Raw genomic sequence first — 13,851 nt, 5'->3', positions numbered from 1 at the left:
GGCGGTGAATGCGCAGGCTTACACGGTGGGACAGGATGTAGTGTTTGGGGCGAGGCAGGAATTTCGAGCCGGGGACAAGTGAGGGTAAAGGCTGTTAGCGCATGAATTGACACAAGCAGTTCAGCAAACTCAGAGCCGAATAACAAGCAAACATAAGAGCGTAAAAAGCTGGTGGCTGAGCGTCTGGTTAGGAATTTCGAAGAAAGCGGCATCGGGCTATTGTATCAAGACTCTTAGTGTGATAAGTACACATTCTAACACGAAGCCCGGGTTGATTGTTTGAGTAGGCTGCGTGTCTGCAAGGCTGTCTGCTGCAAATTTCCCTTTGCGCTCTTCAAACAGGAAGTGGAAGAAGGGCTCATCCGTTGGGAATTTGGCAGGCCCTATCTGATCGCCCATGGTGATGACGGTTACTGCGTGGATCTAGATCGAGCGACATATCAGGGCACGGTATGCGAGCACCGCCTGAGCAGGCAGGGATTTTGATTGTGAGGAGAATGAAAAATAGTAGTGGCTTGATTATACGACGCAGATCATTAATCATGAATACGTTGAAAAGATAGATCATAACAATGGAGAATTTTATAAACTGAGTCGGTGAGATCTGAATTATATGGGAGGTTTGAGATGATCGAAAGTGGCAAAGTATCGGTGGAAAAGCCGGAAGCGAAGAGAGCGAATAAGGTATCTCAGACGCGAAAGGCTGATGTTTTTCTATCGGCAGGTACGCCGGTTGAACGCATCCTGTTCTTCCAAAGGACAATTGGCAACCAGGCCGTGCAGAAGCTGATCGAGTCAGGGGCACTACAAGCTAAACTCAGGATTGGCCAGCCCGGGGATGTGTATGAGCAGGAGGCGGACCGGGTGGCAGATGCGGTGATGCGGATGCCTGAGCCACAGGCAGTGTCCCAGGAGGATCCTCACATCCAACGAGTGTGTCAGGGATGTGAAGAGGAAGAGCTTCTTCAAACCAAAGAATTATCGGGGCAGAATGTTGAGACTTCATCCGATCTCGAATCTCGCATCAATGCTATCAGGGGCGGCGGCCAGCCTCTGGCAGAATCTGAGCGGGGCTTTTTCGAGCCGCGGTTTGGGCATGATTTTAGCCAAGTAAGGTTGCATACTGATACTCGAGCTGCGGAGACGGCTCAGGCGGTGAATGCGCGGGCTTACACGGTGGGACAGGATGTGGTGTTTGGGACAGGGCAATATGTGCCGGGGATAAGCGAGGGACGGAGGATACTGGCACATGAATTGACGCATGTGGTGCAGCAGCAGGGGAATGTTTTAAAAATTCAGCGAAGTGTTGCTTCAAATTATAATGTTATAAAAGATAATCTTTCTTATGGAATCCTTGATTGGGCCATAACTGATGAGGAAGCAAGTGAGGTTCTGGAAAAATTAGATAACCTTTCTCAAAATGATCTGCAAGACACGGTCCAGGAGATGCGAAGAGACGAAATATTAGGGAGGCTATTTGACAATGTTTCTGATTCAGATGAAATAAGATTTGCTGATTTACTCAGTATAATACGGGAAGTTGAAAGAGAACTATCCGGTATGCCGGACTGTTGTAAAGAAGCACTGAGAACCATTGATAGAATTATCTCATCAGGTAGGGCACTGAGAGCACTCCTTGGAGCTGCGCCATTCATAACACTTATCGGAGAAAACCCGGCACATGCGGCGGTACAGGTTCTTATAACAAATTGGGATATTTATGCACTGGCAGTTAGGTCTGTTGATCCTATTGTGAAGAACAGGGTATATACAGTTGTTACGCTTCATCTGTTAGAGCATCAGAATACACCTGAAGAAGAATTCTGGAGGAGAATGGAAGCACTCTGGAGTTTATAAGTCTGGTACTTAGAGCCTATCCGAAAAGCCCTGAAGCTCTGAAAGTTATCCATGCACATGCAAAATGAAGCATTGCAATTTTAGTAGGTTACACTTTTTTTGTTAATTCAACCTTATCATATCAATTTCAATTTATAGTCGAACATTTAACATTTTCATCTCAGGATAACGATTGTAAATGAAATCAGGAAAATTGGATTTACCCACACAATGTTGAAGAGAGCCATATTTTTTTATTATAAATCATGTAATGAACGGCTCCTTCGCAAATGAGAAAAAGGGCCAACAGTTAAAAAATCCAGCAGGCTTTAATAGTTTTGGGATTTCCGCTACCTAGATTTGGTACTGATGGTGACTTTGAAAAAGAGACTGTGTCAGCGGTTCGGAATTACCAAAGTGCAAAAGGATTAATTGCGGACGGCATCGTTGGGCCGATCACAATTAAGAGTTTAGAAGCGCAATTTGCATCTTAATCAACTGTGGCCCTCCAGAGTGTACGCACATCCATGAACCGACATTTCGGTACCACCCTGCACCAGTTTGCACGTGTATGCTGTAAGTTACCTTTTGCCCTGTTAAGACAGGATGTAGAAGATTGTACTGTCAGATGGAAGTCTGGCAGGCCTTATCTGATAGCTCACGGTGCTGATGGTTATTGCCTCCATCTTGACAGGGAGAATTACAGGTGTACGGTTTGGGAACAGCGGCCTGTGCCCTGCTAGGGATTTGACTGGGGGGATAGGAAGAGATGGAAGGATTTTGAGGAAAGCGTATTTTAATGGGGAGCTGATGGAGTATAGTAAGGAAAGTATGAAACGATAAAAGAATAGCAATAGGGCAGTGGATACATGATGGGGGGAATGAATACTATATTTAGTAAAAGATCCGAGGCAAATAAAATCAATTCGGATTTACAGACGCGAAGGATTAATCGATCAGGATCGAAGGACTCATCTGTTGATCGCATTTTATATCTTCAAAGAACTATCGGCAACCAGGTCGTGCAGAGGTTGATCAAATCAGGGACCCTGCAGGCCAAGCTCAAGATGGGGCAACCAGGGGATAAGTACGAGCAGGAGGCGGACCGAGTGGCGGATGCGGTAATGCGGATGCCGGAGCCGACGGCAACATCCGGGGGTTCACCGACACATCCAGTGGGCTTGCCCCACGTGCGGGGAAGAAGAACTCCAAAGGCAGCCAATCAGAAAAACAAAAACAGATCGTGATGCACAATTTGAATACATAAATTCAAAGACGAAACAATTTCAGGGTCAAGGACAACCAGTAATTTCAGTAGATACAAAAAAGAAGGAACTTATTGGGGACTTTAAGAATGTTGGCCATGAATGGTGTCCAAAAGGCGAACCTGAAGAGGTTCAAGTTTATGATTTTAAAGAGAGTCATGAGGTGATGGTAAATTTAATAGAAAGTACTACAACAAAAAAAGGTATGAAAATAAGTGCAGAGCCAATAGTAAAGAAAAGACTTTCCATCTCACGCGCAACCCGCTGATATTCCGCACGATTCGCCCCACCCACCATGCGTAAATCCCGACTCAAAGCTCCATCCCATCAACACCTGGGCTACTACCTTTGCGTGTAGCGCGTTGTGAACCGCCCCCGGTCCCGAGGAACTGGAGGAATTTGTCAGGCTCATGAGGCTCTATGAGGTGCCCCAGCGACCGCGGGCAGATGCCCGACGACGCGCAACTGCTGGTAGCTCCAAAACCTGTGCGGGCTCGGAGTGAACGAGAAGGCGCTGCGCGATGGATTCATCCGCAGGATGTGGGACGTGCGCTTCTTCATGAAGGGGCTCAAGCAGCGCTCCACTCACCGAACCGGTAGCTCCCTGCCAGCAGGTATTCCTGCAGAATGAGTTTTACTGCTTTCCCTACTAAGGATTGATCGCACAATAAGGTTGTGAAACTGTGGCAAGATATTTAAAGAATTAAATTATGTGGTATCTGATCGTAAAATGATATTATAGAACTGACCGCAATAATCAAAAAAGGAGAAAAGCAATTTGTAGCTCTGTGCCCTGAAATAGATGTTGTCAGCCAGGGCTTTACTGTTGAAGAGGCATTGGATAATCTTAAAGAAGCTGTGGAAGTTTACATCGAAGAGATGGGCTTACCTGAAGAAATAAAGCGAAATGATATGCTTATCGCTCATTTTGAGGTGTTTCCATATGGGGAAACTACCAGTGCTGTCAGGGTATGAATTGATCAGAATTCTGAAGAAGATTGGTTTTGAACCAGTAAGACAGAAGGGAAGTCATATCGTACTTGTCAATAACAATGATGGTTCAAAAAGAGCTGTTGTCGTTCCAAACCATGAACATGTGCCTGACAAAAATCTTATAACGAAACGGATTGATATATATTTAAAAACAAGTTGAGAATGATACCATGAAATTTAACATCATCTGTGAAATTGATGAAGAAGGCATATATGTAGTTGAATGTCCAGATCTTCCAGGATGTCTTTCGGAAGGCGATACATTTGATGAAGCAATGGATAATATCAATGAAGCTATTATTGGATGTCTTACCTCACGGCTTAAAACCGCGAAAGAAAAATTACTTAAAAACCGTGCATCCAGTTTTAAGAAAAGAATGAGTCTTTCTTTAGATACAACCATGACAGCAGAATATGCCTAAACTACCAAGAGCAAGCGGGGGATAAGCATGTTTCGGCATTCAAGGCTGCAAGCTGGCAAATTTTGTAATTTTTTAATAAGCACCTGTACGTGTTAAGGAAGCCAGATGAGGGAGAGAGGACGATGGGATTTAGGGAAAGCGTGAAGTTGTGGTAAATATCATATATAGCCATAAATCTTATAACAAACGGATTGATGTATGTGAGAATGATACAATGATCGATGTGTCAAAAAAAGAATTAATAATACGTGAAATGGACCAGGTTCCAGACAACCTATTTGAAGAAATACTGGACTTCATTTGTTTTCTTAAAGCCAGATCGCAAAAAGAAAAACTCGAAACAGCAATTGCAAGTGAATCTTCACTTAAGAAGGATTGGTTAAGAGTGGAAGAAGATAAGGCATGGCAAGATTTGTAAAAGGGGATATTGTTGTTGTTCCTTTTCCGTTTTCTGATTTAACTCAGGCTAAAAGACGGCCCGCGCTGGTTATTGCGGAATTAAAGGGAAATGATGTGATATTATGTCAGATAACCAGCCAATGGGTTAGAGATGAATATGCCATACCAATCGATGAAAGTGATTTCACCAAGGGAACTCTAAAACAAAAAAGCCATATCAGGCCGAACCGTATTTTCACAGCAGACAGTGGCATAATATTGTATCCTGCTGGTCATCTCAGGAATAACAAGATTGGCGAAGTTGTTGACAGAATTGTTGAGATTTTACGCCAATAAATTTATTACATTTTTATAACACTATTTCAAATAGAATGATAAGAACTTGAGGTCAGGATTAAGTATGAATGTAACCTTAATTAAATCGTGGAAATGCCTTAGAAAAGGAGACCGTTATATTACATGTTGGTATTATCAGACTAACCGCAGATGAACGCCGATAAACGCGGATACGCTGCCTGAAAATCTGTGTTCATCTGTGTTTATCAGTGGTTTAATTAATTCACCAACACGAATTGTAATTGTCTCTTCTGTATATTTGGGATGTTCTTAACATGGCACCTGGCCCGATATCACAGGGTTTCATCTTCCCCGAAGCCGAACAGATAAGTATCGAAGAAGCTTACAGTGATGGGGATATTATCGGGTGGTATTTCAGGTCTGTTTTGCGTCAACCATTCGATTATTCAAAATATCCCTTTGATCAGGAAGATGTTTGGATAAGGATATGGAATAGAGATTTCCATCGTGATGTAGTCCTCATTCCGGATCTGGATTCATATGATAATATCCGGCCAGCTACTAAACCAGGGATAGAGCATGACTTTGTGCTTGAAGGTTGGGAGATCCAGGATAGTCACTTCAGCTACAGGAATAATAGTTACAATGCCAATTTCGGTATCGAGAATGATAAGTTCGGTGGTTCTCCTGAACTGTACTTCAACATCGGTACTAACGGGAGATATTACTATAATACATGCACTCTTCTTTTGAGAAAACAGGTATTTTCACATCATTATCAACCACTATCACATCATTCCCCCTTATCACCACGGAAGGGATGCCCTCCCCCGCCTCCCCCATGATAAGCTGGGCCGCTGATACCATGTTGTCAGCAATGGCCTTACTGGTAATGGTAAGCTCTTTCCCGAACAGGTCCTTGCTGCCCCGTGCATCCTCAACAGGCAGTATCCCGGCACAACCCAGTGCAATACCCACACACCCCAATCGCATGGGTTGGGTCCTGCTGTCCCCCACAATAACTCCCACTTTGCATTGAAATGTCTCTTGCAGTTGTTTTCTGATTCTCTCAGCGCTGGCTCCCGGGTTCTCTGGCAATAGCACCACATGATCTTCAGGTGCATTGGAACCATCTATCCCGGCATTGGGAGACATATTCCCGTTGGTAATTGTGAGCACTGCTCCGGGTACTCCACCTATGATCTCATCACATTCAGAAAGGATAAGTTCCATTTCCCTGGAGTCAACAGAGTATTTTTCACCCAGTTCCTCAGCTTCAGGCCCAGGATTCACCTCCCTCAGGTCCACCAGCCTGCCTTCGGAAGTAGCCACAGCAGATTCGGCAAGTACGATAATGTCCCCGTCTTTGAGAGTGATCCCCTTTTCACGGATGGCATTTATGAGAACTACTCCAAAATCATCACCCGCTCTGATCAGGGGTGTCTTGATACCAATTAATTCCAGCCTATCCTGCATGATCGGTCTAAAGATTAATTGTCACCATTTAAAAATACATCCATTATTGCCAGTGCACAGAAATCTCCGCACATGGTACACGGCCCCACGTCCGGACACATGCTTTTTGGCTTGTCAGCATCAATAGCGTACTGCATCTGCCCGTCCCAGTCCATAACAGCTCTGTGTTCTGCCAGTTTTAGATCACGCCGCTGGGCTCCATATTTCATGGAATCCCCAATATGAGCTGCAATGCGAAATGCCACCAGACCTTCTCTCACGTCATCCACACTGGGCAGTCTCAGATGCTCAGAGGGCGTAATATAGCACAAATAATCAGCCCCGGCACCAGAAGCCATGGATGCACCCACAGCACCGGCAATGTGGTCATACCCCACAGCCACGTCAGTGGGCAGCGGTCCTGCAACAAATAATGGATAATCACCAGTCTCTTTATGGAATCTCACATAATCCGCTATCTCTGACGCCTGTACATGACCGCCCATACCTTCCACTATCACCTGGACACCTGCGAGGTTTGCTTTTTTTGCCAGACTCATATTGATCAGTAGTTCCCTCCTCTGGGGAGAATCAGGCGCATCGTGGATGCAGCCGCTCCTCATGGTGTTTCCAAGGGACAGCACTACATCGTTTTCTTTCAGGATAGCCATTATATGATCAAAATTTTCAATAAACGGGTTGTCGCAGTCATTAGTCAGCATATAGATGCTGGTAAATGAACCGCCCTTTGAGACCATTCCCATGACACGTTTATGGCCCTTTAATTGTTCAATGCAGTCCCTCTCGATGCAGTGAAGTACCACTGAGCTAACTCCTTCCCCTACCTGCTGCTCAATCATTTTCAGAATATGGTCTTCGCTCATGGAATGGATGCCCTGTTCCACAACTGACTGGTATATAGGGACCGTGGTTATGGGAAGAGTGGTTTGTTGAAATATGGACTGCCTGATGGATCTGATATCTCCTCCCATTGAAAGGTCAGTAAGTGTGTCAGCTCCATATTTTTCTGCAATTCCGGCCTTTTCAAGCTCTTCATCAGGTTCGATCCTGGCACTGGACGTGCCAATATTCACATTGACCTTTGTTGAGGCACCTTTACCAATAGCTATCGATCTACTTCCTCTGGTCATAATGACCATACTTCCATCAGCAACTCTCTGGCGGACTATCCCGGGATCGAACCCTTCAGTGGATGCTACTTCCCTCATCTGAGAGGATACAATGCCATTTTTTGCTAAGGTGATCTGCGTTTTTTCCATTTTCTCACCTGCCCACATAATTCAAGTAAATGCCTGGTGTTTTCATGTCCACCAATTGGCATTATGTGTACACCCTGGCACACGGGTCTGATCTGCTGTATGGTCTCGGCTGCAATCCTCAACCCTTCAGCTGTGGGTTCTGAAGCAAATTCCATTCGTTTGATAATTTCTTCCGATATCATGACCCCTGGTATCTTATCGTTCATAAACCGGGCGCTACGAGCTGATCGTAATGGTATGATCCCTGCAATGACAGGGATCTTAAGATGTTTGATTGCATCCATGAATTCCACGAACGCCCCTACATCAAATACTGCCTGGGTCTGAATGAAACCTGCACCTGCCTCCACTTTTTTATTCAACTTGATCAACTGTACATCAAGGGGCCTGGAACCGGGGTTGGCAACCGCTCCGGCGATAAATGAAGTCGGACCGTCAATTGTACTATCCTGAAAATCAATCCCTTTGTTCATTTTTCCTATAAGCTGCAAAAGGTGCACAGAATCCAGGTCATACACAGGTTTTGCACCCGGCTGATCCCCCATTGTGGGATAATCTCCTGACATGGCCAGGATATTGGAAATCCCCATTGCATGAGCTGCTAACAGGTCAGATTGAAGGGCCAGGCGGTTACGATCCCTGCAGGTAACATGCATTACAGGCTCAATGCCCATTTCCCATAATTTACGGCAAAGTGCCACGGGTGCCATGCGCATCATTGCCCTCTGGTTATCAGTCACATTCACTGCATCAACCAGGTCCTTTAACAATTCAGCATCTTGCAGCACACCTGACATATCCGGGCTTTTAGGCGGGCTTATCTCAGCTGTAATCACGAATTTTCCTGATCGAAGTTTTTGCGTAAAATTCATTTCAAAGCCTCCTGTTATGACTTACAGGTTGTCTGATCTCATCCAGCAAAGAAAGCAATCCCCTGGCTTCAAGTGTCTCATATATCTTTACCCAGATACAATCACGCTCTCCCACTTCACACTTCCCGTCATCCAGCCCGCCGCAGGGTCCGTTCATCTGGGATTTGGGACAGCTGGATTTGGGACACAATCCTGCGAACATCCCGACATTACATTCCCCGCACATGCCGCAAAGTGCTTCTAATGTTTCATTGGTGAAAGCACCACCAAGTGATGTAGTATCAAGGGCAGAAAGCACTGGTTTATCTGAAATACGACCCAATAACGATACTCCGGCACCACAGCTCATTACCAGCACAATATCCGCGTTATCAATTGCCGGATTTTCTTCTGCCAGACTCTCCCAGGATGATGCACTGCAGGCATGTTTTACCATGACCCCATCCAATACATCTACTCCCCTGCATTTCAGGGCCTCAACCATTTTTCTGACCTGGGGCTCGCCGCCGGTCTCTGCCTTCCGGGCACAAATACCGCAGCCCACTACACAGATGTTTGCATCCGGAAATTGGTCCAGCATGGTAAGTATATCATCAACGGATTTGGGTCGGGTTATTATCATCTGTGTTACCTGTATCTATATTCAGTATCTGAGCATCGTTTAAGGGTGGTTATGATAAGCCGGGCTATTATGGGCAGATCCCTGGCCTGGTGCTGTAATTTGGCTGCCAGTCGTTTTATCTGCAATTCTGTACCCATAAGTATCAGATCAACACTTTCAGTTTCATGGGATACAGCGTCCCTGGGCAGGGCGGCATCACATCCCCTGGCAAGAGCTTCCTGCTTGATGATGATGGCCTCAGTAGTGGTGACATTATTGATCCTGAGTATTTTAAATATTGATTTCCCTTTCATCACCTGGCTCCCGGTGCACGTTGCACCTATCTTTGCAAAATACCGTGGGGCATCGTCCGAATTGGCAATATCCAGAACCTCAACAGTATACCCATCATCTTCAGAGACAATATTTCGTCCTTTTATTGCTTCAGCTACCCGCACTGCATCGCAAGTCTCTCCCACATCATGGGTCCTTATGATGTGAGCACCCTTGTAAACTGAGATTGCAGTGGCGGCAAGGGACCCTATAAGTCTCTCAGATGCTGGTTTTTTTACTATTTCTCCTATACAGGACTTTCTTGAGATAGCTACCAATATGGATTTATCAAATGATTTAAGTCGTTCCAGCTGATCAAGGGTCTCAAAATCATATTCGTGCGATTTTTCTGGCAACCATTTCCCGATGGCAGGATCAATAATGATCTTATCTGGTTCCACACCTGATTCTTCAGCTTTTTGCACGATCCTGTCCAGTGATGACATAACGGCATTCATACCCAATGGGTCACCTGGAATACTATTAGAAGCCATAACCACCACAGGACATCCATATTCGCTGACAATTTCCACCATCTTTTTATCGGTAGTAAGTCCGCTGACATCATTAATGATATGAGCTCCCATATCCAGAGCATCACTAGCCAGGTCTGCGAATTGGGTGTCCACTGAAATGGGAACATTCACATTGTCTAAAAGTAAATCCAGTGCCTTTATAAGACGTCTGCGTTCCTCTTCCTTCGTGATCTTAGCTGCCAGCGGCCAGGTGGACCGGGCCCCCACGTCAAGGAGGTCAGCACCCTGTTCGATCATTTGTTGTGCCTGGGAAATAATATTATCTGGTTCTGTGACCGACCCCTTGTAAAACGATTCCAGACTCAGGTTTATGACACCCATCAGGCGGACTGGATGGACATCCCCAACCTGGATTCCAGCAATTACCGTATCTATTGTCATACTATACTCAGAATTTATCCCTTGATCCGTCTGGCAGATTCCAGGGTGTGTTGCAATAGAATCGAAATGGTCATGGGTCCTACACCACCGGGAACCGGAGTTATCAATGATACTTTAGGCAGCACTGAATCAAAATCCACATCACCCACTACTTTGTCATCCTTTTTACTGATGCCTACATCAAATATAACAGCCCCCGGTTTCACCATATCGGCTTTGATAAGGTGTGCTACTCCAGTGGCCGAGATAAGAATATCTGCCAGGGAGGTATATTTTTTCAGGTCATCAGTATAGACATGGCAGACCGAGACAGTGGCGTTACGGTTCAACAGAAGAGCTGCCAGGGGTTTGCCCACAACGTTACTGTGTCCCACAATAACCACGTTCTTGCCTTCCACATCAACTCCGTATTCCTCCATAGCCCGGATGATACCTTTTGGAGTACAGGGAACCAGACCTTCGTTGCCAATCATCAGCTGGCCCATGTTCATTGGATGGAAACCATCCGCGTCCTTTTTGGGAGAAATAGCCTCCATTGCCATTTGTTCGTTCAAATGGGGAGGTAGAGGCAGCTGGATTAGAATTGCATGAATATCATCCCTCTTGTTCAGGGATTTGATCAGTGCCATTAGTTCTTCTTGTGTAGTATTAACAGGAAGGTGCTGGTCTTCGGCATGAATACCTGTGCGTTCACAGGCTTTGTGCTTCAATCTGACATACATCTTTGAAGCTTCTTCATCTCCCACGAGAATTGTGGCCAGGCCGGGAATTATGCCTTTTTCGGCCTTTAGTTCTACCACACCGGTCTTGACCTGTTCCTCGATCTTTTTTGCCAGGCCGCGCCCGTCTATGATCTTGTCCTCACCAGACACCAATATTACCTCATCTGTAGATAGGGAATTCTGCACATAGATCCCTGATATCTTGACTTACTTTATTAAGTATAGTTTCGTCGTTCAAATTCTTAATTACTGTATCGATGAGATCTGCAATAATATGCATTTCATTTTCCTTCATTCCCCTGGTGGTTATGGCGGGAGTTCCTATCCTGATGCCGCTTGTGATAAATGGACTGCGTGTCTCAAATGGTATGGTGTTCTTGTTCAGGATAATACCTGCCTTAGTCATGGCGGCTTCGGCATCCTTACCTGTTATGTCAGGTTTGGTAAGGTCCACCAGCATTAAATGATTATCTGTACCGTTTGATACGATCTCCTGTCCCTTTTCCATTAGATCTGAAGCCAGTATTTTTGCATTTGCTACGATCTGCTTCTGATAATCCTTGAATTCCTGGGTCTGGGCTTCTTTGAAGGCTACGGCTTTGGATGCAATAATATGCATTAACGGGCCGCCCTGGATACCTGGGAATACTGTCTTATCTAAGACTTTTGCATATTCTTCCTTACACATGATCATGCCGCCCCTGGGACCCCGCAGGGTCTTGTGTGTAGTGGTGGTCACAAAATCTGCATAAGGGATCGGATTCTGGTGTACTCCTCCAACCACCAATCCTGCTATATGTGCGATATCGGCAAGCAGGTATGCACCCACCTCATCTGCAATATCCCTGAATGCAGCAAAATCAATTTTCCTGGGGTATGCGCTGGCACCAACTACTATCATTTTGGGTTTATGTTTTTTTGCAATTCCCATTAATTCGTCATGGTCAATGGTCTTTGTCTCTTTACTAACCCCATAAGGCACTATGCTGTATAACTGCCCGCAGAAGTTTACAGGGCTGCCGTGGGAGAGATGACCCCCGTGGGATAGGTCCATGCTTAGAATTTTATCGCCAGGTTTTAATACTGAAAAATACACTGCCATATTGGCGCCTGACCCGGAATGGGGCTGGACGTTCACATGTTCGGCACCAAAGAGTGCTTTGGCCCGCTCTCTTGCCAGTTCCTCGGCAACGTCCACGAACTCGCATCCGCCGTAATATCGTTTGCCTGGATAACCTTCGGCATATTTATTGGTCATTATACTGCCCTGTGCTTCCATGACAGCACGGCTGGCATAGTTCTCGGAAGCGATCAGGTTGAGTTTATATTCCTGCCTCTGGAACTCGTTTTCTAAAGCCAGGGCCAATTGCGGGTCTATTTCTGAAATGTATGACATGTTATTCTCCTATCCGACATCTTAACGCCTATTATTCTTATGATATTATATTATTATATGTGATTTTTAAGCAAAGTTCATTCTAATATCCTGACCTTGTGTCCTTCTATCCTTAACTGACCCTGGACAAATAATCTTACTGCCTCTGGAAATATCTTATGCTCCTGCTCTAAGATACGGGCAGCCAATGTTTCTTCAGTATCGTCCTCCAATACAGGGATGCATTTCTGGATGATAATTGGACCCGTATCCACACTGTCATCCACGAAATGTACTGTACAACCACTTACTTTTACACCATGATCAAAAGCCTGTTTCTGGCTGTGCAGGCCAGGGAATGAGGGCAGAAGAGCAGGGTGAATATTGAGCATTTTATTTCTGTATGGGTTTAGCAGCATGGGTCCTACTACACGCATATATCCAGCAAGAAGTATCAGGCCGATGTTGTATTTTTCCAGAATCCTGAGTATCTCGCTTTCATAACTTGCTTTGTCTTCGTATTGTACAGGGTTCACGAAAAATGTGTCAATCCCATGGTTCTGTGCCCGCTCCAATGCATATATACCGCCAACATCACTGAGCACCACAGTTATAGATGCATTGGGAATTGTCCCATTTTCGATATTATCGATAATAGCCTGCAGGTTTGAGCCTCTACCAGAGACCAGGACTGCAATATTTGTTATGTGCATAAAGTAAACTTCCTGTCATAATTGTACAATAAATTATTTTGAGATCGAACATCAGAATAGATAGCTGGACAATCCTTAATATTTTCCTTAAATGGACGGTTTTATAATCAATTTTATGTATTAATAGGGGGTTATTGAATCAGTAGGTGTTCAATACAATGTCAGAAAATAATAAAATAACAGGTGACATGAAGATAGAGGAAATAGTAGCTAAATATCCACAAACCATAGGTGTCTTTTTCCAGTACGGCCTAGGCTGCGTAGGTTGTCATGCTGCTTCTTTTGAGAGCCTGGCAGAAGGGGCAACGATGCACGGTATTGATCTGGATGCCATGTTGAAGGATCTTAATGAATTGGTAGAAAAGATTGAG

At 45.0% G+C, this 13,851-nt stretch carries 20 protein-coding genes; 12 read left to right on the top strand and 8 right to left on the bottom strand.

All coding sequences use genetic code 11. The features are described 5' to 3' along the window. From IBX40_05855 to IBX40_05805, 11 genes are all read left to right on the top strand, one after another. On the top strand, positions 1–82 hold an 82-nt coding region (locus IBX40_05855), incomplete at its 5' end, for a DUF4157 domain-containing protein (GenBank protein MBE0523840.1). A gap of 197 nt (positions 83–279) precedes the next feature. Next, the gene (locus tag IBX40_05850; GenBank protein ID MBE0523839.1) at positions 280–486 is read left to right on the top strand and encodes a hypothetical protein; all 207 of its coding nucleotides are present in this window, start codon (positions 280–282) and stop codon (positions 484–486) included. A 141-nt stretch (positions 487–627) separates the two neighbouring features. Then, entirely contained in the window at positions 628–1,857 is a 1,230-nt protein-coding gene (locus IBX40_05845; GenBank protein MBE0523838.1) for a DUF4157 domain-containing protein, read from the top strand. A 317-nt stretch (positions 1,858–2,174) separates the two neighbouring features. Beyond that, positions 2,175–2,330, top strand: coding sequence for a peptidoglycan-binding protein (locus tag IBX40_05840; GenBank protein MBE0523837.1), 156 nt, complete (start codon positions 2,175–2,177; stop codon positions 2,328–2,330). Positions 2,331–2,363: 33 nt separating this feature from the next. After that, positions 2,364–2,579 carry a hypothetical protein gene (locus tag IBX40_05835; GenBank protein MBE0523836.1) on the top strand — a complete coding sequence of 72 codons (216 nt, stop codon included), beginning with the start codon at positions 2,364–2,366 and terminating at the stop codon, positions 2,577–2,579. A 427-nt stretch (positions 2,580–3,006) separates the two neighbouring features. Next, positions 3,007–3,369, top strand: coding sequence for a hypothetical protein (locus tag IBX40_05830; protein MBE0523835.1), 363 nt, complete (start codon positions 3,007–3,009; stop codon positions 3,367–3,369). 470 nt (positions 3,370–3,839) lie between these two features. Then, positions 3,840–4,076 carry a type II toxin-antitoxin system HicB family antitoxin gene (locus IBX40_05825; protein MBE0523834.1) on the top strand — a complete coding sequence of 79 codons (237 nt, stop codon included), beginning with the start codon at positions 3,840–3,842 and terminating at the stop codon, positions 4,074–4,076. Beyond that, positions 4,045–4,254: a type II toxin-antitoxin system HicA family toxin gene (locus IBX40_05820; GenBank protein MBE0523833.1), complete on the top strand. Its 210-nt coding sequence runs from the start codon at positions 4,045–4,047 to the stop codon at positions 4,252–4,254. The genes IBX40_05825 and IBX40_05820 overlap by 32 nt, the downstream gene beginning before the upstream one ends. A gap of 10 nt (positions 4,255–4,264) precedes the next feature. After that, the gene (locus IBX40_05815) at positions 4,265–4,516 is read left to right on the top strand and encodes a type II toxin-antitoxin system HicB family antitoxin (GenBank protein ID MBE0523832.1); all 252 of its coding nucleotides are present in this window, start codon (positions 4,265–4,267) and stop codon (positions 4,514–4,516) included. Positions 4,517–4,739: 223 nt separating this feature from the next. Next, entirely contained in the window at positions 4,740–4,934 is a 195-nt protein-coding gene (locus tag IBX40_05810; protein MBE0523831.1) for a DUF2281 domain-containing protein, read from the top strand. Further along, the gene (locus IBX40_05805) at positions 4,919–5,251 is read left to right on the top strand and encodes a type II toxin-antitoxin system PemK/MazF family toxin (GenBank protein MBE0523830.1); all 333 of its coding nucleotides are present in this window, start codon (positions 4,919–4,921) and stop codon (positions 5,249–5,251) included. Before IBX40_05810 ends, IBX40_05805 begins: the two co-directional genes overlap by 16 nt. Before the next feature lie 672 nt (positions 5,252–5,923). On the opposite strand, the gene cofE is transcribed toward IBX40_05805, so the two are convergent. The 8 genes from cofE to IBX40_05765 form a co-directional block, all read right to left on the bottom strand. After that, a complete protein-coding gene (cofE, locus tag IBX40_05800) occupies positions 5,924–6,688 on the bottom strand; it encodes a coenzyme F420-0:L-glutamate ligase (protein MBE0523829.1) in 765 nt (254 codons plus the stop codon). A 14-nt stretch (positions 6,689–6,702) separates the two neighbouring features. Continuing rightward, entirely contained in the window at positions 6,703–7,947 is a 1,245-nt protein-coding gene (gene thiC, locus IBX40_05795; protein MBE0523828.1) for a phosphomethylpyrimidine synthase ThiC, read from the bottom strand. Beyond that, positions 7,923–8,819, bottom strand: a complete 897-nt coding sequence (locus IBX40_05790) for a methylenetetrahydrofolate reductase (protein ID MBE0523827.1) — start codon at positions 8,817–8,819, stop codon at positions 7,923–7,925. The genes thiC and IBX40_05790 overlap by 25 nt, the downstream gene beginning before the upstream one ends. 1 nt (position 8,820) lies before the next feature. After that, positions 8,821–9,441 carry a methylenetetrahydrofolate reductase C-terminal domain-containing protein gene (locus IBX40_05785; GenBank protein ID MBE0523826.1) on the bottom strand — a complete coding sequence of 207 codons (621 nt, stop codon included), beginning with the start codon at positions 9,439–9,441 and terminating at the stop codon, positions 8,821–8,823. A gap of 5 nt (positions 9,442–9,446) precedes the next feature. Next, positions 9,447–10,670: a dihydropteroate synthase gene (gene folP / locus IBX40_05780; protein ID MBE0523825.1), complete on the bottom strand. Its 1,224-nt coding sequence runs from the start codon at positions 10,668–10,670 to the stop codon at positions 9,447–9,449. Positions 10,671–10,684: 14 nt separating this feature from the next. Continuing rightward, a complete protein-coding gene (locus tag IBX40_05775) occupies positions 10,685–11,548 on the bottom strand; it encodes a bifunctional methylenetetrahydrofolate dehydrogenase/methenyltetrahydrofolate cyclohydrolase (GenBank protein MBE0523824.1) in 864 nt (287 codons plus the stop codon). A 4-nt stretch (positions 11,549–11,552) separates the two neighbouring features. Beyond that, entirely contained in the window at positions 11,553–12,788 is a 1,236-nt protein-coding gene (locus IBX40_05770) for a serine hydroxymethyltransferase (protein ID MBE0523823.1), read from the bottom strand. A gap of 77 nt (positions 12,789–12,865) precedes the next feature. Continuing rightward, a complete protein-coding gene (locus IBX40_05765) occupies positions 12,866–13,480 on the bottom strand; it encodes a phosphoribosylglycinamide formyltransferase (GenBank protein ID MBE0523822.1) in 615 nt (204 codons plus the stop codon). Between the two features lie 158 nt (positions 13,481–13,638). Between IBX40_05765 and IBX40_05760 the strand changes: the two genes are divergently transcribed. Then, the coding region (locus IBX40_05760) for a DUF1858 domain-containing protein (protein ID MBE0523821.1) at positions 13,639–13,851 on the top strand (213 nt) is incomplete at its 3' end.

The sequence above is a fragment of the Methanosarcinales archaeon genome (assembly GCA_014859725.1).
Classification (GTDB): domain Archaea; phylum Halobacteriota; class Methanosarcinia; order Methanosarcinales; family Methanocomedenaceae; genus Kmv04.
The sequence above is the reverse complement of the archived record's forward strand: the minus strand, read 5'-3'. Positions and strand labels throughout refer to the sequence as shown.